The following is a 23,388-nucleotide window of genomic DNA, read 5'->3' as shown; positions in this document are numbered from 1 at the left end:
TTTTATTGGGGAATAATTAGTAAATTCGCAATTGGAAATGGCTTGCAGAAGGAAACATCGCATAAACGCACTATCATTGTTCTCATGCATCGGAGTAGGCGAATACTACTTGAAGCGTGCAGGGGTGGATGTCGTTGTAGCAACTGACATAGACTCTCGCAGATGCAGGGTTCACGGTCAATTGTATCCGTCGACAAAGACGGTGTGCGGCGACATAACGAGTGATGATGTGAAGCGTGATGTCCTGAAAGCTGTAGGGCGTAAAAAGATACAAATGATAATCTCGACACCTCCGTGTCAAGGTATGAGCAGCGTAGGCAAAAATAAGGGTGCTGCTTTGTCAGATATTGACGACAGTCGAAATTATCTAATACTTGAAACATTTCCGTTTATCGATTCTTTGTCGCCCGACTATGTCATATTTGAGAATGTGCCGCAAATGCTTAAGGTGAAAATGCCTTGGGGCGATGGTGAGCGGTTAAAAATTCTTGAAATTCTTGAAGCGAAATATGGCGGAGTTTACGATATAAAGTGTGACATATTCAACAGTGGTGATTATGGCGTGCCACAGACTCGTGAGCGCGTGTTCATAAGGCTTTGCCGTAAAGGATTGTCGTGGCATGATCCAAAGAGAAGTGAAAAACAGGTGACATTGCGGGAAGCTATAGGCAACCTGCCAAGCATAGAGCCCGGAGAGGTATCTGCGCTGAAAAATCATTGGGCGAGATTGCATCCCACTAATCAGATAGAGTGGTTGCGTCACACCCCAACAGGTCGTTCTGCTTTTATGAACGATGAGCACTACCCACGTAAAAGTAACGGCGACAAAATTAAAGGTTATCTTAATTGCTACAAACGAATGTCGTGGGACCAGCCATCGCCTACAGTGACGATGCGCAATGAAATCATGTCGTCACAGGATAAAGTGCATCCGGGGCGAAGCCTTGGCAACGGATTGTGGAGCGATGCGCGTGTATTGACTTTGCGCGAGTTGCTGATTGTGATGTCGCTTCCCGGCGATTTGGAGCTTCCCGATGATATAAGTGATACCGCTTTACGCCAATTTATAGGCGAGGGTGTGCCTCCATTGATGATGAAAAAGATTATTGACGGAATAGAACTATAATGGTAAACGACCGTACAATTACCGGCATATCCATGTTTTCAAGTGCCGGAATAGCTGAAACATATCTCAGTAAACTGAATATTCATATAGCTCTTGCCAATGAGATACTAAAGGACAGGGCTGAATACTATACGCATTTCTATCCCGATACCGACATGCTTGTAGGGGATATAATGGATGACAAGATTCTTGATGAGTATGTGGCACGTGCCAGGAAACTTAACCCTTCATTCCTGCTTGCAACGCCTCCTTGTCAGGGAATGAGCTCTCTAGGTAAAAAGGAATATGCCGAGGATGTGCGTAATTATCTGATATTTGCCGTGCTGAAGGTAATAGACTCTTTGGATCTCGATGTTGTGGTAATAGAGAATGTCCCTAAATTTCTGAAACTATGTTTCCCCTATGAGAATAACTGTCTTGGCATTGTGGATATTCTGGAACGGAGATACGGCGGACGGTATAACATTCGCTACGACATATTCAATGCCAAGGACTACGGGGTGGCGCAATCACGTCCACGTGCTATAATAATTCTATATAAAAATAATTATTCATGGAGCTATCCGGCTCCCGAGCATGAAATAACGTTGCGTCAGGCAATCGGGCATCTACCATCATTGAACAATGGGGAACACAGTGATATAAAATACCATTATGCCTTGAATCATAGCGCAATGCAGGTAGAGTGTATGTCGCATACTGATGAGGGGTGCAGTGCCATGACAAACGAAGTTTATTATCCTAAGCGAGCCGACGGCAAGAAGGTCAGCGGATTCCATAATACTTACAAAAGGATGCGTTGGGACGCTCCGTGCCCCGCTCGAGCAACTAACAATGGCTTGATAAGCGGGCATAACAATGTGCATCCCGGGCGTAAGCTTGCCGATGGTACGGTCAGCGACGCACGCGTGTTGTCGATGCTTGAATTGCTTATCGTGTCATCATTGCCTCAGGATTGGAATTTGCCTTGTGATTATAATGAATACCTTGTGCGCACTCTCATCGGGGAGGCAATTCCACCGATGTTGTTATATAAAATATTGTTAACCTTAAAACGTAAAGATATGAAGCGTGTAAATAAGTCAGATAAATGGACCATGATGAAATACATAAAGAGTTTTGATCTGATGGTTAAGTATGCCTATGTGGCACGTAAACATGGTGCGTTATTTGATGACCGCTCTCTTGACAATATAAACGAATTGATGATGGACACCGGAACATATGTCCCGCGTTACGATGTGCCGAGTCGCGACACTACGATTTTCAAGATGTGTCAGGTCGCCTATTCAATGATTGCGTATAAGACTGGCCGTGGACAAGGACAACGACTGGTGTTTAGCCCGCTTGGGAATAAGCTGATTGACACATACATGGATTCTGAACTTGATAATAAGACAAAGATTGACCGGGTTGCAAAGATATATATGTCGATGTTGTTCTCGTTGCCATTCAATCACCCTTTCAATCAGATGAGCTCATCATTCAACATATATCCGTTCAGACTGATTTTTAAATTGCTGCGTGATCCGAGGCTTGACGGCCGTCTTTATTGTGACGAGATGTTCTATTATGTGATGTGGTGCAAGACAATCGACAATGACGATTATGAATCGCTTGTAGAGAATATGCTCGGACTTCGTCGAATGAATCCTGTCGACAAATTGGAAATGTTCAAGCGGACTTTGCCTGAAGAGGACACTCTTGCCAATGCTCTTCATGAAGCGGTGTATGCGTTTGGTCAACTCGCGGGAGGTGGAATAGTTACGCACCACGATGTAAAGCGCAAGAATTATATAGGGCCTCTTCATCACGGAGGTTTCGGGCGTGGCATGTTGCCTGATTATATCAGTGAAGAAGAATTGGCATCAAAAAAGAGGTCGACTCGTAACTATAGGCTCAATTATATTGAATTTAGACCTGAAATAGAGGAGTTTGCCGACAAAATGCTCGCCGCTTACAGTTATGATGAGAAACCTCATGATCTTTATAAGCTTCTTGGTACCTCCGATTATGTAATGCATCTATATAATTTTTATCCCGAGGAATTAAGAGAAGAGCTTGACCCGAAACAAAAAGCACTTGTTTCCTACATTATGCAGCTTACCGATAAGATAAAACAGTATTCACGTAATCAGGAGAAGGGCGACAGTCATAGATTTGAGCAGGTGCTGAGTGACGCGTTTAACGAATTTATTGATGTCGAAGCCGAGTGGATTGCGAAGTCGGGCACTACTGATGTGGAATGTATTTACCTAACTAACAATGAAAAATTTGATCTTGAAGCGAAGTCTACCGAAACCAAACTTCAAAATGTTGTTACGCCCAGGCTTCAACGCCATCGCGAACTTATTGGAAGCAGTTATACGATAGTGGTAACCCCTTATTTTGTAAAGGGTGCACTTGAGGATATAAAAGGAACTCGCAACCTGTTGTTGACAGCCAACTCATTGTCCAATTTCCTATATCAGTCGGTGATTCACTGTGGAACAAATATCTCGTATGAGCCGATTTACAACATTGTTAAGGACTCAATGGGGCAAGACATCTCAAGGTCGCTTAACGAGTGGGTAGAGATGAATTACGGGATTGGGCGCGTGGCGGGGGCGAGGGGTCAGAAACCGTAGCGGAAGCCGGCGTTGAGGCGCATCGAGGGGCCGAAGCTGTATTTGTCGGAGGAGGCAAACATGCCCTTGAAAAATTCCTCGATGCGGCGGGGCGCAATGCGTGACGAACGACGCCACACGCAACCGCCTCCCACGTAGAAGCTCAACTGCGGGGTGATGTAGTAGCTCACCGAGAGGTCAGACTTTATCATTGTCGAGGAGTAGACCTTGGTCTTGCCGTCACGAACGAGAACGGCGGTGATTCCGTCCATGTCGACGGCCGTGCAAGTTATTTTCCATCGGTCGTCGAGCTTTGTCGAGCCTGTCACATTGAGATGCCCGGTAAAATTCACCGTGAACTGATAGCGGCCTTTGTGCTGCCAGTTGACATAGGCCATCGGCATTACCACCGGAGGACCGTAGGAGTTGGTCAGTCCGCCTCCGAATCCAAGGCTCAGCTCATCGTTGATTTTGTAGATAAACAGTGCTATGCCGTTGCCAAGCAGGCTTTTCCATCGGATGTAGTTGGTGGGTGCATAGATGCCCACACCCAGTGCGGCTATCATGCTCCATCGCCCGGCGAGCGGTCGAATGTGGGCCAGCGTGATGCTTGTATTCAGTATCTCATGCGGATTGAGCATTGCCGCTGTTTCGCTGTTGTTCAGTCGGGAGTAGTCGGCGTTTATTCTTATGCCCCATGCCGAGAGTCGGTTGGCCTCATCGCGCTTCATCTTTATAGGCAGCGTCATCTCGGCTTTTGTGCGCAGCATGCTTCCGCTGCCCACGCGCTCTCCGTCGGAATTGCGGAAGTCGGAGTAGCCGAACCTGTCGATTGACAATGAGCCTTGTGATAAAGCTGTAAATGCGATGAGCGACATTATAAACAGCATTAGAGGCTTCTTCATATCCATGATTGTAGTATATTCGTGATGTTACAACTTATAACGTAACCCGATGGAGCCCGAAATTGTTTATTGTCAGTTGCCGATTATTTACGGAATCCGGTGATTATGATATCAGAAGGTGAAGTCAAAAGCGATTTTTATTTAAATTCGACAGGTTGTTTTAAAATTTTATTTTTGTTTAAAACTTTTTAAAGCCTCAACTTGTTTAGTAGTGCGTATTATCAATATTAAAATAAATTATGAAAAAGAAATTTTTAATTGCATTGCCATTGATGCTTGTGGTGTCTATTTTTAGTTCTTGTTCTTCTGAGGATATTCTTGAAAAAGAAGATTATGTTGAAAATGATATCTATAGCATTTATAATAAATGCTTTTCGAGAGCTGATTATAATTATAAAAACATAATATATAATGTGGGATCTAGAGGAGATAATGATTGTGAATATTTGTTAGACTATCTTTTGTCTTTATCGGAAGAGGAATTTTCGGAGTTAAAAGAAAAATTATGTGATGATGTTCTATTCAACGAGGATAGAGATAGTATTTTTAATGAGAGATTTGATGAGTTAGTAGAAGAAACATCTTATGAAGAAGTTGTTGCTTATATTAATTTTGTAAACAGATATGCACAAATGGGTGGGCATTCCGTTGAATTTATAGAAGAAAATACAGTGACCTTCTGCCCCAAAATAATGCATTTATCAGTATTGTCAGCAGCTCTATTTGATCGCATGATCAGCCCTGAATTTTTGGGACAAAATGGTTCTCGAGCTTTATCGTGTAGGGATAGGCTTGCCCTTGAATGTGGAGGTATGCTTGTGGAACATGTATTAGTGAACGACATTGAGGCTGCTTTAGGATTAGAAACTGATGACCCTGGATTTATGTTAATCGGGTGCACCGAAGATGTGGCGGATATAGTGAAAGCTCTTGAATCCTATCGGATATGTGAAAAAAGAGGTTATTGGATATAATTGAATGACAATGAAACGCCCCGTATTGCCCCACGTAGGACTGTTTAAGATTGTCTGTTGGTTGGCGATTACACTTCTCATCGCCATAAGTTACGGACTGACTTCCACTCCTTTTGGTTGGATATGGATTGCTTATGCTCTATCGGTTGGCGTGGTAATCTATAATGTGTGGTACGGATTTAAGCAAGGATGCATGCAATTCTCGCTATTGATAATGGGAATATGCTTTGTGGCAGGAGTTATATTGGCTCTGATTTATCTGAACCTCGATTATGATTCATGGTTTGTGTCAAAAATAAAGTATTAATTAGAATGACAATGAAACGCCCCGTATATCCTCATCCCAAGACGCTTAAAGTATTCTGCTGGATTGTGGCATTCCTGATTCTTTTTGCCCGCTTTTTCCGGCGTGCAGGTCACTTCAATTACATCACGATGATGTGGATTGCCTATGCCTTGTTTACGGGAATTACAATCTATATATCCTGGTACAGTTTCAAGCAGGATTGCACCAAAATGTTTTGGCTCTCAATTGGCACCTGGATTTTTGCCGGACTCCTGCTTCTGTTCCTGCAATATTATTTTCAGAGCTTTTTAGCATGATGAAAACAGCGGCAGGGCGATGACCTTTAAGTCATCGCCCTGCTCGTATTGTTCCTTGCACGCTGTGGCGCGCTACTTGTTGTTGTGGCGGTAGCGGAGTACCTGGCAGGTGCGAGCCGGCAGATATAGCTTAAGCCAACCCTTGTGGTCGTCGGCATACAGCTCGTCGTGCTGGGTGAAGTGCCTGATGCCTTCGTCGATGTTGCCGAATCCGCCAAACTTCTTGTTGTCGCTCGACAGCACTACCTCATACTCGCCTTCGGGAGCGAGGAATCCGTAGTCGGTATAGGACTTGAACGGTGCCCAGTTGAATACAAACACGAGGTCGCCGCGCTTGAATGCGAGTACCTGATCGTCGTCCTTGTCCCACAGCTTCTCGACGGGCAGGGCCTGGAAGTCGTAGATGTCGCTTACAAGCTCTATCATGGCGTTGTCAAATGCATTCAGTTCGCCGTAACGCAGCTCCTCGCGGTCGACAAGGTCCCACTGGCGGCGTGCATACTTGTAGCTCCAGCCGTTGCCTTCGCGCGGGAAGTCGATCCATTCGGGGTGACCGAACTCATTGCCCATGAAGTTGAGATAGCCTCCGTTGATGGTGGCGAGTGTCACGAGTCGTATCATCTTGTGCATTGCGATGCCACGGTTTACGGCTGCGTTGTCGTCGCCCTTCATCATGTGCCAGTACATCTGGTCGTCGATAAGGCGGAATATGACGGTCTTGTCGCCCACGAGTGCCTGGTCGTGGCTCTCCACGTAGCTGATGGTCTTTTCGTCGGCGCGACGGTTGGTGAGTTCCCAGAATATTGATGTCGGATGCCAGTCCTCGTCCTTCTTCTCCTTGAGCATCTTGATCCAGTAGTCGGGGATGCCCATTGCCATGCGGTAGTCAAATCCGATGCCTCCGGCCTTGAACGGAGTAGCCAGTCCCGGCATACCGCTCATCTCCTCGGCTATGGTTATCGCCTTGCGGTTGACCTCGTGGATGAGCTTGTTGGCAAGGGTGAGGTAGGTGATGGCGTTGGTGTCCTGACCGCCGTTGTAGTAGTCGCCGTAGGATCCGAAAGCCTGTCCGAGTCCGTGGTTGTAGTAGAGCATCGATGTCACGCCGTCAAATCGGAATCCGTCGAAGTGGAATTCATCGAGCCAGTATTTACAGTTGGAGAGCAGGAAGTGCAGCACCTGGTTCTTGCCGTAGTCGAAGCAGAGTGAGTCCCATGCGGGATGCTCGCGGCGGTCGTCGCCGTAGAAGTACTGGTTGTAGCTTCCGTCAAGACGGCCGAGCCCTTCAACTTCGTTCTTTACTGCGTGGGAGTGCACGATGTCCATTATCACGGCTATACCATGCTCATGGGCGGCATCGATAAGCTCCTTCAGCTCCTCGGGAGTGCCGAATCGGCTCGACGGAGCGTAGAAGCTCGACACGTGGTAGCCGAATGAGCCGTAGTAGGGGTGCTCCTGGATGGCCATTATCTGGATAGCGTTGTAGCCGTCGGCTACGATGCGGGGCAGCACCTTGTCCTTGAATTCGGTGTAGGTGCCCACGCCTTCGCGCTCCTGCGCCATACCGATGTGACATTCGTAGATAAGCAGCGGACGGGTGTCGGGCACGAAGCGACGCACTTTCCACTTGAAAGGCTTCTCGGGAGCCCACACCTGTGCCGAGAAAATCTTGGATTGCTCGTCCTGCACCACGCGTGTGGCATAGGCCGGGATGCGTTCACCCATTCCGCCTTCCCAGTGTACGAGCATCTTGTAGAGCTGTCCGTGATGCAGAGCTTCGGGTTTCAGCTTTATTTCCCATACACCGTTGCCGATGGGTTTAAGTGCGTATTTCACATATTCCTTCCATTTGGAAAAGTCGCCGATGAGGGTTATGCCGGTTGCGTTAGGAGCCCATTCGCGGAACACCCATCCGGTGGGGGTGCGGTGAAGTCCGAAATAGTTGTAGGCGTTGGCAAATGCCTTGAGCGAGCCATCGGCGGCAATTAGTTCCTTTTCCTTGTTTATTGCGTCCTGATGCCTGCCTTCGATAGCGTCGGCATAGGGCTCAAGCCAAGGGTCGTTCTTGATTATGGATAGAGTTGCCATAGTTAGGTATTTGTATTTGAATTTGGTTATTGCTACTCAATTACAAATCTAACAAAAAACAATAAGAAAACACTAAGAACGGCTACAATATTTTTGAATTTTTAATTCTAAGCCTCTGCCTGAATATCCGTTAATGGCTGAAACGGTCGGTTTTTTCAGCCGATTTGTAAACGCAAATAGGGAGCATACGCGATGTATGCTCCCTATTCGCATGCCTGAAATCGCATCGCGACTCAGGGCGTCAATATCGGATAATCAAAACTTGTAGCCGATGCCGACGAGGCCGGTTACGCCCTTGGCGGGGATGCCATAGACTGCCTCCCACTTGCTGTTGAGGAGGTTTTCGACATTGGCCCACACGTTAAACTGAGGCGTGATGCGGTAGGTGGCTCCGAGGTTCAGCGAGTTTACGTTGCCTATGGTGTGGAGGGTGTAGTAGGTGCCCTGGAATATGTCATCGCTGTCGAATCCCACTTCATATATTGCACGACCGCTGCGCAGCTCATAGCCGAGGCTGATGTCGAGTGCGCTTATGGGCGACACTGTGAGCTGAGCGTTGAACACGCTCTTTGCGCGGTCGCTCCACATCGTGTAGCCTTTGTCGATGCCCTGCGGAGCACCTTCGTAGCTCAGTCGCAGCGACGCCATGTCGCGGTACTTGTAGCTGAATGCCATGCCGTAGTGGGTGCTCTTGAAGTCCATTCCGTAATAGGCTCCGCGTAATGCCTCGTCGGTGCCTATGAGTGAGGGCATCGCCCAGTTACCGGCCTTGCCCATTCCGCCCCAAAGCTCGATGGTGGCTCCCGAGAAGGGCCCGATCACTACATTGACATCGCCAAACCACTTCTGCCAGGAGGGGGCATAGATGAGCGACGGGTTAAGATAGTGGCTGTGGGCGAAAAGGGAGCTGAGCGAATTAAGCTGACTGTCGCCTCCGTAGAGATGCAACCCTATGGAGAACTGTCGGGCCGGGGTGATGGCCAGTTTAACATCGGGGAACACGTGGGTCTTGCCTCCGTCATACCATGAGTGGCTTACGTTGACACCGAGGCGTGCGCTGAACGCGTCCATCACATACATGTAGTAGGGCTTGATTGATGCCACTCCGGCAGTGCGCGACACTAAATCGCTGAGATAGGAGGGTGTGGCGCGGCTTTCGTCATTGGCGGGAGTGAGGACTATTTCGCGTCCGTCGGAGTACTTTGCAAATGTCACGCCGAGTTCGGCGCCGATGCTGTTGCTCGGCGAGAAGTAGTAGCGCACATCGGCGTTGACCGAGCCGTTGATCTCCTTGGCTGCCTTGTCGAGGAGGGTGCTGTAGGCCTTGGAGAATCCGAAGTAGCCGAAACCGGCCTTGATGGTGTAGTCGATGTTGCTGAGCGCCGAGCTCCAGCCGAGGCCGAGATTGAAGCGGTTGACCGACTGGTTGAAGTCGTCGGCTGTCAATGTGGGGTAGTTGTAGGATGAGAATCCGTAGCCTATGTTGGCCTCAAAGGTGCCTATGTCGCCCACATAGTGCGATACACCCAGGCCCAACTCGGCTGAGTGATCCTTGTAGGTGAGCTTGTTGGCTTCGGAGTTCTCGCGCTTGTACTGACTGCCGTCATACTGAAGCCATCCGTTTACGATGGTCGATTCGGTGTCGAGGAACCGGTAGCCTGCCGATGCCCCAATCTGCATCGAGGGGAAATATCCGAGGTCGAGATAGCCGCGATAGGGCGAACGAGCCATCGTTGATGCGTAGGATGCGGGGGGCAGCAGCGAAATGGAGTTGGTCACGGGCGCCGGGACTGCTGTGTCGCTCCAGCGCAGACGCTTCATGTCGATTTTGGGCAATGAGAGCGAGGGGGTGCGGTTGAGGCGCGAAGCCTCGCGCTCCTGCGGCACGATGTCCTTTTCGACGGTAATCTCTTTGGTAAGGTCGTCGGCTGCTCCGGCAATACCGGCCGTTGCGAGTGCCACGGCCAATGATGTTATATATCTTAGTTTCATCGTAGTCGTTGATGGGTTTATTTGAGTCGTTGGTCAATCATCATGAAAATGTCGCTCTCTTCGCCGGGATAGTTCTCCTTGAGGCTCTTGAGGTACTCGTCGGCCTCAAACTGATTGCCTTGCTTGCGATATATGTCGCTGAGAAGGATGAATCCTCGGGCGAGCCAGTACTGATGGGGCGTGTTGGAGTCGACAAGTCGCTCGACTTCGGTGCGGGCTTTCTTCTCGGCTCCGTTGTCGAAGTGATATTGGGCGAGATAGTAGGCCGATTTGGCTCCGTAGAGGTCGTCCATGTCCTCGGCGAGCTGCTGCCACTCCTTGACTGCCTCATCGCCTTTGCCGAGCTGGGCGAGTGCGTAGGCACGTGAGTAGCGCACTTCGTTTTTCTGGGTCGAGGGTATCGCTGTCGATGCGAGCATTCGGTCGGCCATGTCGACTACGTCGTCATATTTTCCGAGGTCGCGTGACACTCGCATTATGCCGAGTCGTGCGGCGTGGATGTTGCGTGACGCTGAAGCGCGTGACTCGAGCTTGCGGAATGTCGCGAGCGCCTGCTCGCCGTTGCCTGCCGCATATTCGGCCTCGCCCTTTATGGCGAGTGCATCCTCGGCGGCTTCCGAGTCGGGATAGCGTTCGGTAATCATTGTGGCATACTGCAGTGCGTCGGCTTCGTTGCCTGCATTGACGGCTGCGGTGGCGAGGTAGCTCAGCGCCTGAGGCTCGTACTGGCCTCCGGGATAGCGTGAAACGTAGTCGCGAAGCTTGGAGGTGGCGGCGTTGTCGTTAAGATAGGCCTTCTCGGCTGCGCGGAATGTGAGTTCGTCCATCTCGGCAGCTTCGAGCTTGGGAGCGTTGGGTACCGAGGCGATGAACTTGGCGTAGTCGTCGAGGTTGCCGTCGTCGGCATATATGCGCTTGAGGTCGTCGGATGCCACGCGGGCCTCCTCGCTTGTGGGATAGGATGATATTACTTCCTTGTAGGTGTCGATGGCCTGTCGGCGGTTGCCCTGGCTCATCAGGGTTATGGCGAGCTGCAGGTATCCGTTGCGTCCCTGTGAAGTGGTGGGATAACGCTTAACGAGGTCGCGGTAGACCTTGACGGCATCGTCGGCGCGGTTGAGTGCTACGTAGCTTTCGGCTTTCTCGAGAAGGGCCGAGGGCATAAGTCCCGAGGTGGGGTAGCGCGACATCATGTCGTCGATTATCTCGAGCTTGCCCTTGTAGTCGCGTGCCAGGCCGCGCATCATCGCTTTCTGGAACAGCGCATAGTCGCCGGCTTCGGGATTCAGTGAATAGGCTTTGTCGTAGTTGGCGGCCGCTTCGGAGAATGCTGATGCGTAGTAGTGGCAGTCGCCGATTCGGTTATATGAGTCGGCCACGATGTCCTGACCGAGGTTGCCGGGTTGTTTTACGACTTTCTCGAAGTTCTGTCGGGCCTCGGAGTAACGCTTTTCGCCAAATCGGCTGTAGCCGAGGTCGTAGGTGGCGAGCATTCGGTTGCTTGAGTTGGCGCCTGAGTATCGGAGATAGTCGGAGTAGGCCTTTGATGCCTCTGTGTATTTGCCTTGGCGGTAGTAGCAGTCGCCTATCCAGAGGTCACACTCGGTGGCCATGGCCTTGTTCTGGCTTGAGAGCGCCTTAGCTCCCTGGAAGCGTTTCAACGCCTGTGACACATTGCCGGCGGCGAGGTCGCGTGAGCCGAGGATGTAGAGTACGCGCTGCTTGGCGGTAAGTATGGCCGACGACGGACGCTTGATGCGCTCGATCGATGCAAGCGCTTTCTCATAGTTGTTGTCGGTCATGTATCCGGTTACAAGGTATTCCTGCACTGAGGGTGCATAACGCGAGTCGGGGTAGCGGCGCAGGAAGTCCTCAAACATTGTCACGGAGCTGCCGAATGGTGTGCGTCCGCCTTCCATCTTGGCTACGGCGTAGTTGTAGAATGCCGTTTCCTGCACCTTCTTGTCGTAGTCCATGCGGTAGGCTTTCTCAAGGGCGAGAAGCGCCGAGTTGACATTGCCCTGCTTGAGGTAGGCCTGTCCTATGTAGAGATAAGCCGACTGTCCCATAGCGTCGTCACATGCGGTGACGGGGCCGAGTGTCGACACTGCCTCGTCGAGGTCGCCGCTCTTGTATTGGCTCACTCCGAGAATGTAGAGTGCCGATGGCTTGGGATCATTGGTGGCTGCCACATATTTTTCAAGATATGTCACGGCTTCGGCCTCATCGCCGAGGTTGTAGAGCGATTCACCGGCAATGCGCTGCATCTCGGGGGTGAACTCGGCGACGGTGTTCATCGCCTTGCGTGCCATCGATAGGGCTTTGTCGTAGTCGCCCTCGGTGAAGGCTATCTGGGTGAGGTAGTAGTCGGCGCGGTTGCCGGGCGCGGTTGAGGTGTTTACACTCGACAGGAGCTCCTTGGCTTTGTCGTAGTCGCCCTGGGCGTAGTATATGTAGCCTTGGTAGAAGCGTGCGGCGTTGGAATAACGCTTGGTCGAGCGCAGTGAGGCGAATTGGTTCATTGCGGCATCCCATTCGTCGAGCTTCATGAGACTGTAGGCTTTGCGGTAGCGGTAATCCTCGGCGGCGGCGAGATCGAGGGCCGATTCGGGGATTTCATTGTAACGTGCAAGAGCCTGCTCGTATTCGCTTTCGTAGAAGTCGCAGTCGGCAATCGACATGAGCGCGGTGAGCATGTGGCTCGACGACGGGTAGTCGCCGATAAATGCTTCGAGAAGCTGTCGGGCTTCACTCAATTCTCCGCGATAGAGGCGTGATAGGGCGATGTAGAAGTCGGCCTCCTCGGCTTGATGCGAGTCGGGCGACATGCGCTTCAGCTGTGTGAGCTGGTCTATTGCCCCTTGATAGTTTTGGTCACGATACATCAATGTGCCGCGCGACAGATAACCGTCGATTTCGGGCGCATTGACTTGTGCGGTCATGCCGACAACGGTGGCTGCCATTGCCGACAATATTGTCATTCTTTTCATTCTTTACACATATTGATATGCAAAGATAGCGAATATAGTTAAAAATTTGTTTATGCAACAATCGAAAATTGCATAAGAACCGGCTCTTAGCCACCGTTCCCCGATATTTGTTAACGCCGTGGACGGTTATAGCTTGTAGGTCAGCATTAGGCGGGTGGCCATTGACGACGACTTTATGTGGCCGAAGTCGCGGTAGTGGGTCGACCTCATGTAGTGGGTAAACGACAGTGTGAGATAGAGCTTGCGCCATAGCTTGAGATCGCATCGGGCCTCGGTGACGATGAACGATGCTACAGAGTGGTCGCCCTGGGCGTCGAGCACCTTGTAGCTGATGTTGTCGAGGTCGGAGTATTGGTGGTAGCCTTTCCACGTGAACAATCGGTAATAGGCGTGGGAGAGTGAAGCCGAGAACTTGTCGCGGTTGAACACCATGTTGGCTCCTCCCTTTATGGAGAATCCGCTTGCAAGGTTGTAGTTGCGTTCGTCGACCTGGTAATAATCCGATAACACCGAGCCAAGTATTACGGCATTGGAGTGCAGATAGGCGTCCAATACCCATCGGTTGCGCTCGATGTCGCGAAACATTATTCCGCACCCGAGGCTTGCCGGAATACCAAGTTTGTAGGGGCACTTTGCCGAAACTTCCGATATCGTGTCGGAGTCGTAGTAGTCGAAGTGCTGGTACAGTCCTATGCTCATGTGGCTGCGCTCTTTCTCGAGCAGTTCGCGGGCTATTAGTCGTCCGGTTATGTCGAGCTGTCCGAGCAGCGGCTGCGAGTTTACGATGTTAATGTCGGCGCGCACGCGAAAATAGTCGTAGGGACGTGAGCTTTTCACTTCAAAGCGGTCGCCGTATTCAAGGTTGAACTGCATCGAGAATCCGAGGCTTGAATCGTAGACCTCGTTCTCAAATTCCAGTCCGCGTATACCTGCCGAAAATTCCATTGCCACGCTCGGTGTTCCAAACTGGCGTCCTGTGGTGGAGCGTTTGCGCCATGCGTCACCGTTGATTATGCGTGTGAGTCCGCGCATGGGCGATATCAGGAATGCCGCAACCTCACGGCGCACTCGCTCGCCGCCTGTCGTGCGGTCGTCGAGCACGGCATCGGATGCGCGGTAGCACACTTCGCCTATCGCCATGCCGCCTATGGGGGTCGCTATGATGTCGTTGGTCGACGGATATTCACATTCCATAAACATTTCCCACATCGCGCTTCCTCCGATTGCAAATAGCCCCGACTGCCAGTAGTTGTAACCGTTGGAGCGTGCGGCATTGTAGAAGAGGTTGCCGTTATAGGGGTGCAGAAACATGTTGGTGCCCAGCTTGTCGTTGTCCCACTTGAAGCCGTGCTTGAAGTTCTCCTTGATGGAGTGTAGCGATATGCGTGCGAAGTCACCGTTCTGCACGTAGCGGTCAAATGCCCAAAGTCCGATGTTGAATCCGGCAACGGTGCCTGCGGCGCGCCAGAAATGCTTCTTGCCGTAGTAGGCGAGGTCGACGCTGTCGGGATCGACCTGTGGTGCTACCTGCAATTTTATAGGCATTTGAGCCCATGCTCCCACATGGGTCATGAACAGGATAAGACTTGCAATCAGTATTTTAAGCACACGCGCCATACACTTTTTAGTTGAAACGTAAACGGTGATTCAATTGATTCATCGCATCATTATAACAAATAAAGGGTGTAAAGTTCCTTTCAAAATGGCGGAAAAATTAATGAATAATTGAGCAAATTGAAAAGATTATTTAAATATTTTTGAACAAAATGCCAATAAAATTTGTGATATTGGAAATATTTGTTTTACTTTGCATAAAATTTATAACATTTTGATTTTTGTATTATGTCACTTATCATTCCTCAGAAGTACAAGCAGAAGTTGCTTCCTGAAACCACCGAGATTGCAATCAAGACAATAAAGGAGGGGTTTCAAACCGAACTTGCAGCGGCTTTAAACCTGCGCCGCGTAACCGCTCCGTTGTTTGTGTTGGCCGGAACCGGTCTTAACGACGACCTTAACGGTGTGGAAAAGGCCGTGTCGTTCAATATCGAGGCGATGGACAACAAGCGCGCCGAGGTGGTGCACTCGCTTGCCAAGTGGAAGAGGGCCAAGCTTGGAGCCTATGACATTGCTCCCGGTTACGGATTATATACCGATATGAACGCAATACGTACATTTGAGGAGCTTGACAACCTGCATTCACTTTATGTTGACCAGTGGGACTGGGAGAAGACGATTACCGCAGCCGACCGCAATCTCGACTATCTGAAGGCCACGGTAGAGAAGATTTACAATGTAGTGCGTGAAATAGAGCGCAGAATTTACAAGCAATTTCCTCACATAACGCCAGTGCTGCCCGAGAAGGTGACATTCATTCACTCCGAGGAGCTGCTGAAGGAGTACCCTGATCTGTCACCTCGTGAACGAGAGGCCAAGGCCGCAAAGAAGTATGGCGCCATATTCATTATTGGTATAGGAAATCCGCTCAGCAACGGTGAGCCTCATGACGGCCGTGCCCCTGACTATGATGATTGGATAACCGAGAACGAGGACGGTTATTCGGGTCTTAACGGTGACCTTATTTTCTGGAACACCGTGCTCGATGCTCCATTTGAGCTTTCATCGATGGGCATCAGGGTCAACCCGGAGTCGCTTATGCGTCAGCTTGAGCAGCGCGGATGCACCGAGCGTGCGTCGCTCAACTTTCATAAGGCGTTGCTTGCCGGCGAGTTGCCATTGTCGATAGGCGGCGGTATCGGACAGAGCCGTCTGTGCATGTTCCTGTTGCAGAAGGCCCACATCGGCGAGGTTCAGGCTTCGATTTGGCCCGAAGATCAGATTGCCAAATGCAAGGCTGCCGGAATTGATCTGCTATAAACGGAGTATTTGTTAGTTATAGAAAATGTAATCGCCCCCGGTGACAGTTGCTGTCATCGGGGGCGATTGTTGTGTGACCGACCGGCGAGTTATTTGACCGATTTTAGAGTGACGGTGTGTGACTTCAATCCGGGCGATGTTGCTTTCACTTTTATTGTGCCTTTGTTGTGCGATGACTTGGCTACGGCAATGGCGCGGCCTTTCCATGCCTTGCGCTTGGGCGACTTGTAGCTTGACGCATCCTTCAGGTCGGCGCTTCCGGTGGCTATGAGTGATCCGTTGCCTGTCACGCTCACCTCGATCATGTTGTCGGCAATGGGAACTACGTTGCCGTCCTTGTCGACGACTTCAATAACGATGTAGGCGAGATCCTGGTTGTCGGCCGACAGATTGGTGCGGTCGGGAGTGAGGCGTATTGCGGCTGGCTTTCCGGCTGTGGCGAGAGTCACCTCTTCAACCTCGTTGCCGTTGGTATCGATGCCTGTTGCACGCAGCTTGCCGGGAGTGTAGGGGATGTGGAATACGGCCTTGAAACCGGTGTCGCGTGACACATTGCGCTCGCCTATAAGCTTGTCGTCGAGATAAAGTCGCACGCGGGGATAGTGTGACACGATTTCCACATCGATCTGCTTGCCTTCGTGTCCGGGCCAGTTCCATGACTCCCATGTGGGATAGGCGCTCCACTGTGTTTCCTTGATTTCGCCATAGTAGCCGTCGGGCTCGCGCACGGCCATGTAGAGCTTCTTGTCGGGATTGTAGAGCATTTCGCGGTAGTGCGATATGGGTTTGCGCCATCCGGTGAGGTCAATGTCGCCGCAATAGGCTCCGTGCCAAGGCCATTGGTTGCGGTGGTAGTGCTCGCCTTCGCTTTCTCCCTTGTAGTAGAATCGGCCTATGCCCGACTCTCCGAGGTAGTCTATGGCGGTCCACACGAAGTCGCCTATGATGTAGGGGTTGTCGTTGACTTTGCACCAATTGGCAAACGCGTCACGCGGATAGCTTTCGGTTTGCCACATAACGCGCTCGGGAACGCGCTGATGGTCGCTCTCGGCTTTGTGAATCATGTAGTTGTAGCCTACAATGTCATGCTCGGCAGCAAGCGGGTCGTAGATTTCCCAGTCGGAATCCCATGCTGCGAGAGCCGAGGTGACGGGGCGGGTGGGATCGAGCTTGCGACACAGCGAAGCAAGCTTATGGGCGGTGGTGACAACCTCGATGCGCTTGCGCTCGATGACCTCATTGCCTATGCTCCAGCAGAATATCGAGGGATGATTGCGGTCGCGCAGCACCATCGATTCAATGTCCTTGTCCCACCATTGGTCTATGTCGCGCGAATAGTCGTAGGGTGTCTTGCTGTCGCGCCATCCGTCAAACGATTCGTCAATTACGATCAATCCCTGTCGGTCGCACTCGTCAAGGAATGCCGGCGAGGGCGGGTTGTGGCTTGTGCGCACTGCATTGAATCCGGCCTGCTTCATAAGCGACACCTTGCGGGCTTCGGCGGCATCGTAGCTGTTTGCTCCGAGCACTCCGTTGTCATGATGGGCGCATCCGCCGTTGAGCACTATAGGCTTGCCGTTGAGGGTTAAGCCTTTATCGGCCGAATATTCAAATGTACGGACTCCGAAGTGCTCGTCAACCGAGTCGATTACATTGCCGTCGGCGGCAAGTGACACCGTGAGGTTGTAGAGCGCAGGGGTGTCGGGCGACCATAGTGCCGGATTGTCGATTGTGAGCTCCATTGTGCATGGCGTTACTTGACGGGCCGATGCGGTTACGGGTTTTCCCGTGCGGGTTGCCACGACCTTGCCTTCGGAGTCGGTTATGGTGATTGAAGGAGTGATTGTGCAGGCTTTGTCGGATGCGTTGTCGATGTCAAATGTGACATTGGCATTGGCCGAAGCTGCCGATACCTTTGGAGTGGTGACATACAGGCTCCAGGGCTTTATGTTGACTTCGGGGGTGGTGAACAGCCACACGTGACGGTAGATTCCCGAGCCTGAGAACCAGCGGCAGTTTTTCTGGCGGGAGTTGTCGACATCGACCTCGATGAGATTGTCGCCGGGGTGAAGTTGCGGCGTTATTTCATATATTACCGATGAGTAACCGTAGGGGCGTCGGCCCACGCTGTCGCCGTTGACCGTTACTTTGGCATCCATATAGGCGCCTTCAAGATAGAGGTAGTGACGCTTGCCGGCATCGGCTGCGGGAATGTTGAGGTTTTTGCGATATAGGCCGCGGCCTGTGATAACGTAACCGCCATCGTTGCCCGATGGGTAATCGGCTTTGAAGTCGCGTGTGATGCTCCAGTCGTGAGGCAGGTCGACATTAGTCCAGGCATCGGCATTGCCGGCGGTTGAGTCGGGTGACAGCAGTTTGAATTGCCAATTGTCGTCGATTAGCTGACGACGAGGAGTTGCGCTGCTGACAGCCATAGCCATAAACAGTGCTACAATAAAAATTGAAAGTGATTTAAGCATAACGATTGGTTTTGTGTATTGGATTTTTGCAAAGATACGAATAAGTCGAGTGCAATGCCAAAATTATTTGAGCATTGCCGAGCGAGAGTATCTAAGACTACAGTCAAAGATACGAATAATTTGAGCATTGCCGAGCGTAAGTATCTAAGAAGTATTCAAAGATACAAAAAATTGGCGCTTCGCGACATTATGGGGTGAAATTCGGGATTTCGGAGTATTATATTTGCCAAAAAAACAAGATTATGGAAAATACAACGAAAACACAAGGCCGCAGAGGTAAGGGATTAAAGTTTGATCAGGAGTGGAAGGATGCAGTCGATCGCTTGCCAAAGCACTATCGTGACGAGATATGCGCTGCAATAGAGGCCTATCAGCGTGATTTGACAGTAATTGAGGTTTCGGAGGGAGTGCCACGCGCAATATTTATGCTTATTATGCCCACAATCCGCCGCCGTTATCGCGCACGTGAATTGCGCCGCCTCGCCCGTGAACGCAAGGCAGCTCCATCACGCAGCACAAAATCCGCGACGAAGGCATCGCCGTCAAAGATTGAAGCGCCGAAGGTTACGCAGTCGACATCGCAGCCTGTTGATTCCGCATGCGAGCAGCATCCCTTTCCGTCATCGAATGCTCCGACATCGAATGTCCCGACATCGAATGTCCCGTCATCGAATGTTCCGACACAACCCGGGCGCAGCACGCTCGACAAGCTACTCCGGCATCGCAAACGCCGTGACGCGATACATCGCGCCCGCAAATAAACATTACCATTGTCGATACGGACGCAAAATATTGCTTGCGGGTTATGTATCCGCAAAACATTACCCTTTTTCGATGCGGACGCGATATATCGCGTCCCTACCGGCGGGGATTTTGATGAAATTGTTGCCGGTCCATCCAATCAAAATGTTGTCATTGTAAGCTGCAATGCTTTTCAGCGCTGAGTTTACCTGGTATAGGGCGATAATATTGCCGTCCCAATCGATTTTGTAAATTGTCGATTTTGCAACTTGTGCTTGGTGTTGGCGATAGATATGTCCCCAATATAGGGCATAGATGTAATCATCGGTCGTGGTAATGTCAACGAAGTGTAATGGATTCATATCCTCGAAGTCGGCTTCATCAAGTGTAGCGGGGTCGAATGTTGGCTTGGCAACTTCGACGTTTGTGAATACGGAACCATCCAATCGAAATATCTCGATTGCCGGATGCAGCCGGTAGGCAAAAGCCAAGCGGCGATGCTTGTGCGAATAAGCCATCTCCCCTGTATTTGGCATCCATATTGCAAAAAGTTTGATATTGCAAATATAACCTACAGCTTATAGTTATAACGGCAATTTGTAGTTAATAATTGTTAAGGCGCTGATAATTATTGAATTTGTTGTTGATGAAAGAAGTAGGGACGCGATACATCGCGTCCGCAAATAAACATTACCATTATTGATACGGACGCAAAATATTGTCCTTTTTCGATGCGGACATAAATATTACCCATCGTTGATGCGGACGCGATATATCGCGTCCCTACAGGCGGGGGATTTGCGCCACAGGCGGGTTTATTTGTTGGGATTGAAGGGTTGGAGTGTGGAGGTTATTTTGCAGTCGTTGAATGTGTCGGTCAGGATCATTTCGAGTTGTTTTACAGGCTGCGATTTGGATGCGATGCTTGTGTCCCAGTCATACCCAAAGTATGATTCAAACAGTCTAAGACATTCCCAGTCGCCGCCTATGGTGTAGTTGAATGCTTCCAACTCTTCTTCGCGTTTTGAATGGAGAGCCATGTCGAGCGTGAATATGTTGGTAGAGCTTTGGGTGATGTCAAAATGTCCGTTTGCCACATATTCCATTTGATGGGTCAGGTTGTCGTGACGCATGATTTTTACCTGCTTGGTGTTGTTATTATCTCTAATGAATCGGATTTCACCTCCTTTGGTCAAATAGGGGTTGGTGTTTTCACCGGTGATTTCATCAATCCTGAAGGAGAGATAGAAATCCTCTACGGTAAATCGCAGCGTGACCGAGCTGTGGGCATTCACATCGGTAATTGTCAACGAGGATTCGCCCACGCTTGCAGGGAACACTTTCAGCTGATGGTTCTCCAAGTCAATGGTGACTTTGCCCAATACATCGGGATTGCTTGCCTCAAGCTCATAAACACCGCCGCCGTCATAAAAATCGATGCTTGCTGTTGTGCCAAACAGTATGGTGTAGTCTTGATGCGTAAAGCGTATAGGGAATACTTCGGGCTCCTTGTCGTCGTCATTGCAAGCGATTGTGAGCAGGCTCATGATGAAGAGCAAGGTGATTGTGAAAATGTTAAGTGACTTCATTTTGTTGATTTCCGGGCTTTAAATTTGTAGTGGGTATTATATTGATTGGGATATATCACTGGATCCTGTTGTGCCCATTCCACCCATAATTCATTGGCGGTTAGTTTTTCAATAAGCCAGTAACCATCCACCGCATTGCCTGTCATGTAGATGACAGTAAAGTTTCCCGTGGTGAATGTCCACTGATAGTATCTCGTGTTTTCCTTTATTGAAGCGTCGGTAAATGATCCGTTGGCAACCCATCCCTTGCCTGTGCGGTCAAACTTGTAAATCTGCGTTTCGTTGTCGTAGCTTTGCTCATCACCGATGCTTGGGCGGGAATAGGACAGCAGCCACTCCACATCGGTGAGCATTAAGACGGTCGATTGCTGATCGTCGTCGAGATAGCCCGAGCGATTGTCACACGATGCTAATAGCGTGATGGCGATGACCAAGAGAGATGTGATTGCTGATTTCATTTAGGGATTGCCTCCAATAAGATTTTATGTAGCGGGTTAATGACGATTGATCCATCGGCAAAGTTATACAATTTTTGCAATATTGAATCATGCGCCGGCATAAATTGTTGGCCCGAAGAAGATATAAATTGATTGAGGTTGTCGCTGACTTGGCCGGCAGAATTGTGACAATCGTCCGTTATTCCAATCGGAACTCGGTCATCAACCACACGGGAGCCTCCTCGTCGGTGAATTGGATTTGTTTGTACAGCCGATAGGTTCCGGGCTTGTTTCTGTTAAGCTTGGGATTTAGTGCGGCCTTAATCGTGTATTTGCCGGTGGGCTTAATGACAATTCCCATATCCTCCCATATTCCGGGATGAGGCAGCCTGTACCAAATGCCGTCGGAGCCTTTGAAGCCGATGAGGTAGCGGACGCCAAACTCGATATTTCTTTCGCTGTCATTGGTTAGGGTAAACGCGGCAACCCCGGAATTTACCGAGAATGAGGAGCTTTCGGGTTGTAGTGTTACTGCCTGAAGCTCAACTACTGAGTCAACCAATCGGGAAATTGGCGTCGGCTTTGACGGGCCGTCAAACAGGATGTAAGGGGAGTTGGAAATGTGCCTTTTCGATGCCACGACATCAGACATGAAATTTTCTATATGTTAGACCTCATTTTGGAAATTCGGCAATAGCTGATCAGGCCCATAAGGCCTATTAAAATAGCGGCAACCGCACACACGATGATATAAATTTGATTCTCAATACTGCCGGAGCTATAATATATATCCATACCTTCCTGATGAGTTATTCCGTTTTTTAGCTGCTCTTTCCAGTAATCCAATGAGTAGCCTTTCAGTGCAGCCTCCCTGGCTCTTAATTGTTTTTCGTTGTCAGGGTCAAAAATATGATTATAGCCGATGTTGGTAAATTGTTCCTCAGGTGCTTTATAATGGATAAAGCCGGTGAACATATCCTTATATTTTAAAGCACGCACATGATTCCAAGGCATGACAAAATGGTCAAATTCATCATCCCCGAAAGGAGAGCCGTCAAAGTCAAATGCACAATCCGAATCTTTGACCTGCTTGAAAGCGGCATCCCATTTACCGTGTAAGGTAGGGAGCATGGTTTCTTTTCCAAATAGCAGGTCAATTAGGCTGACACTTCCTGTGTTAATCATCACATTGGCCACTTTGCCGGGGAAGGCCTGTGAAACATAATAGCCGCAGTTTTCGGGGGTGAGATAGGCATGCCTGTAATTCATTATGATTAAGGATTTTCTCAGACTGTCGTTCTTTAGCGTTGAAACAATATTTTCAGCCATAATACTATCTCTGCTATCAAGCTCGGACCTGTCAATCCAATTACGGTCGGCAAAGAGTAAATTTACTTTTGTGGATTTCCCGTGATTGAGATAGTACAATCTTTTGAGAAAGTTGAACCAGTTGGTATTAGGCCATAGCAAGTGAACTGATTGGTTGACAGTCATAAAAGATGCCAGACTGCTGTCCACTTCTTCTTCGTTTTTAAATTCCCTATCAAGAAATGCTTTGTATGCTTCACGCGAATCAACACAGCCAATTTCAGTAAACACATTCCCGACACTATCCACGAAGCGATTGTCACTCACAATACTATAAATCATATCATATTGTGTCATTTCCGGATGGGCTCTTTCACAGAGAATGACATGATCGTATTTATCAAACAAGCTGAAAATATAATCGTTAATATCAGATTTATTCTCGTGTAAAAAGTCGACATATTTCCCAACCGAATGACCTGAAGGACGAGGCACTGCGCACATCGGTCGTTCCTTAAGCAATAGATTGTCATTGGTCGCCAGTGTGTTAATGGCTCTGACCGCAGTTGCTGAAATGATCAGCACAATGAATGTATATGCAATATTCTTAAAAACACGCTTTTCATCCGATGAATATGACTGCGCCATCTTTTCAACCTTAATTCTGAATTA

At 49.6% G+C, this 23,388-nt stretch carries 18 protein-coding genes; 7 read left to right on the top strand and 11 right to left on the bottom strand.

Annotated elements, in window-relative coordinates:
• The first annotated feature begins 37 nt into the window (after positions 1-37).
• Together E7746_RS11260 and E7746_RS11255 are read left to right on the top strand one after the other, a co-directional pair.
• The gene (locus E7746_RS11260; protein WP_136410851.1) at positions 38-1,126 is read left to right on the top strand and encodes a DNA cytosine methyltransferase; all 1,089 of its coding nucleotides are present in this window, start codon (positions 38-40) and stop codon (positions 1,124-1,126) included.
• Positions 1,126-3,753: a DNA cytosine methyltransferase gene (locus E7746_RS11255; protein WP_136410850.1), complete on the top strand. Its 2,628-nt coding sequence runs from the start codon at positions 1,126-1,128 to the stop codon at positions 3,751-3,753. The genes E7746_RS11260 and E7746_RS11255 overlap by 1 nt, the downstream gene beginning before the upstream one ends.
• Here E7746_RS11255 and E7746_RS11250 read toward each other — a convergent pair.
• Positions 3,741-4,643 (bottom strand): DUF6268 family outer membrane beta-barrel protein, encoded by a 903-nt coding sequence (locus E7746_RS11250; RefSeq protein ID WP_123395558.1) that lies wholly within the window; start codon positions 4,641-4,643, stop codon positions 3,741-3,743. The two genes, E7746_RS11255 and E7746_RS11250, sit on opposite strands and share 13 nt — an antisense overlap.
• A gap of 233 nt (positions 4,644-4,876) precedes the next feature.
• Between E7746_RS11250 and E7746_RS11245 the strand changes: the two genes are divergently transcribed.
• From E7746_RS11245 to E7746_RS11235, 3 genes are read left to right on the top strand one after another with little or no spacing between them, the layout of a single operon-like run.
• On the top strand, positions 4,877-5,611 hold the full coding sequence (locus E7746_RS11245; protein ID WP_135946701.1) for a hypothetical protein: 735 nt from the start codon (positions 4,877-4,879) through the stop codon (positions 5,609-5,611).
• A gap of 10 nt (positions 5,612-5,621) precedes the next feature.
• Positions 5,622-5,918: a hypothetical protein gene (locus E7746_RS11240; RefSeq protein ID WP_123395560.1), complete on the top strand. Its 297-nt coding sequence runs from the start codon at positions 5,622-5,624 to the stop codon at positions 5,916-5,918.
• Between the two features lie 11 nt (positions 5,919-5,929).
• Positions 5,930-6,214, top strand: coding sequence for a hypothetical protein (locus E7746_RS11235; protein ID WP_135946702.1), 285 nt, complete (start codon positions 5,930-5,932; stop codon positions 6,212-6,214).
• Between the two features lie 72 nt (positions 6,215-6,286).
• Here the strand turns inward: E7746_RS11235 and E7746_RS11230 are convergent, their stop codons facing one another.
• The 4 genes from E7746_RS11230 to E7746_RS11215 all read right to left on the bottom strand — a co-directional run bounded on the left by E7746_RS11230 (position 6,287) and on the right by E7746_RS11215 (position 14,901).
• The gene (locus E7746_RS11230; RefSeq protein ID WP_136410848.1) at positions 6,287-8,302 is read right to left on the bottom strand and encodes an alpha amylase C-terminal domain-containing protein; all 2,016 of its coding nucleotides are present in this window, start codon (positions 8,300-8,302) and stop codon (positions 6,287-6,289) included.
• Between the two features lie 255 nt (positions 8,303-8,557).
• The gene (locus E7746_RS11225; RefSeq protein WP_136410847.1) at positions 8,558-10,294 is read right to left on the bottom strand and encodes a hypothetical protein; all 1,737 of its coding nucleotides are present in this window, start codon (positions 10,292-10,294) and stop codon (positions 8,558-8,560) included.
• Between the two features lie 17 nt (positions 10,295-10,311).
• Positions 10,312-13,284, bottom strand: a complete 2,973-nt coding sequence (locus tag E7746_RS11220) for a tetratricopeptide repeat protein (RefSeq protein WP_136410846.1) — start codon at positions 13,282-13,284, stop codon at positions 10,312-10,314.
• Positions 13,285-13,410: 126 nt separating this feature from the next.
• On the bottom strand, positions 13,411-14,901 hold the full coding sequence (locus E7746_RS11215; protein WP_136410845.1) for a DUF3943 domain-containing protein: 1,491 nt from the start codon (positions 14,899-14,901) through the stop codon (positions 13,411-13,413).
• A gap of 225 nt (positions 14,902-15,126) precedes the next feature.
• Here E7746_RS11215 and asnA point away from each other — a divergent pair, with 225 nt between their 5' ends.
• Positions 15,127-16,161 (top strand): aspartate--ammonia ligase, encoded by a 1,035-nt coding sequence (gene asnA, locus E7746_RS11210; protein ID WP_136410844.1) that lies wholly within the window; start codon positions 15,127-15,129, stop codon positions 16,159-16,161.
• An 89-nt stretch (positions 16,162-16,250) separates the two neighbouring features.
• Here asnA and E7746_RS11205 read toward each other — a convergent pair whose 3' ends face one another.
• Positions 16,251-18,641: a glycoside hydrolase family 2 TIM barrel-domain containing protein gene (locus tag E7746_RS11205; RefSeq protein WP_136410843.1), complete on the bottom strand. Its 2,391-nt coding sequence runs from the start codon at positions 18,639-18,641 to the stop codon at positions 16,251-16,253.
• Positions 18,642-18,883: 242 nt separating this feature from the next.
• On the opposite strand from E7746_RS11205, the gene E7746_RS11200 reads away from it, so the two are divergent.
• Entirely contained in the window at positions 18,884-19,402 is a 519-nt protein-coding gene (locus tag E7746_RS11200; RefSeq protein ID WP_136410842.1) for a hypothetical protein, read from the top strand.
• A gap of 60 nt (positions 19,403-19,462) precedes the next feature.
• Here E7746_RS11200 and E7746_RS11195 read toward each other — a convergent pair whose 3' ends face one another.
• From E7746_RS11195 to E7746_RS11175, 5 genes are all read right to left on the bottom strand, one after another.
• The gene (locus E7746_RS11195; RefSeq protein WP_168184373.1) at positions 19,463-19,900 is read right to left on the bottom strand and encodes a BF3164 family lipoprotein; all 438 of its coding nucleotides are present in this window, start codon (positions 19,898-19,900) and stop codon (positions 19,463-19,465) included.
• Between the two features lie 297 nt (positions 19,901-20,197).
• Positions 20,198-20,971, bottom strand: coding sequence for a hypothetical protein (locus E7746_RS11190; protein WP_136410840.1), 774 nt, complete (start codon positions 20,969-20,971; stop codon positions 20,198-20,200).
• A complete protein-coding gene (locus E7746_RS11185; protein WP_123395574.1) occupies positions 20,968-21,429 on the bottom strand; it encodes a hypothetical protein in 462 nt (153 codons plus the stop codon). Before E7746_RS11185 ends, E7746_RS11190 begins: the two co-directional genes overlap by 4 nt.
• Positions 21,430-21,607: 178 nt before the next feature.
• Positions 21,608-22,048, bottom strand: a complete 441-nt coding sequence (locus tag E7746_RS11180) for an immunoglobulin-like domain-containing protein (protein ID WP_136410839.1) — start codon at positions 22,046-22,048, stop codon at positions 21,608-21,610.
• A 20-nt stretch (positions 22,049-22,068) separates the two neighbouring features.
• Positions 22,069-23,364: an erythromycin esterase family protein gene (locus E7746_RS11175; protein ID WP_136410838.1), complete on the bottom strand. Its 1,296-nt coding sequence runs from the start codon at positions 23,362-23,364 to the stop codon at positions 22,069-22,071.
• Positions 23,365-23,388 lie beyond the last annotated feature (24 nt).

Source organism: Muribaculum gordoncarteri (genome assembly GCF_004803695.1).
GTDB lineage: Bacteria > Bacteroidota > Bacteroidia > Bacteroidales > Muribaculaceae > Muribaculum > Muribaculum gordoncarteri.
The sequence above is the reverse complement of the archived record's forward strand: the minus strand, read 5'-3'. Positions and strand labels throughout refer to the sequence as shown.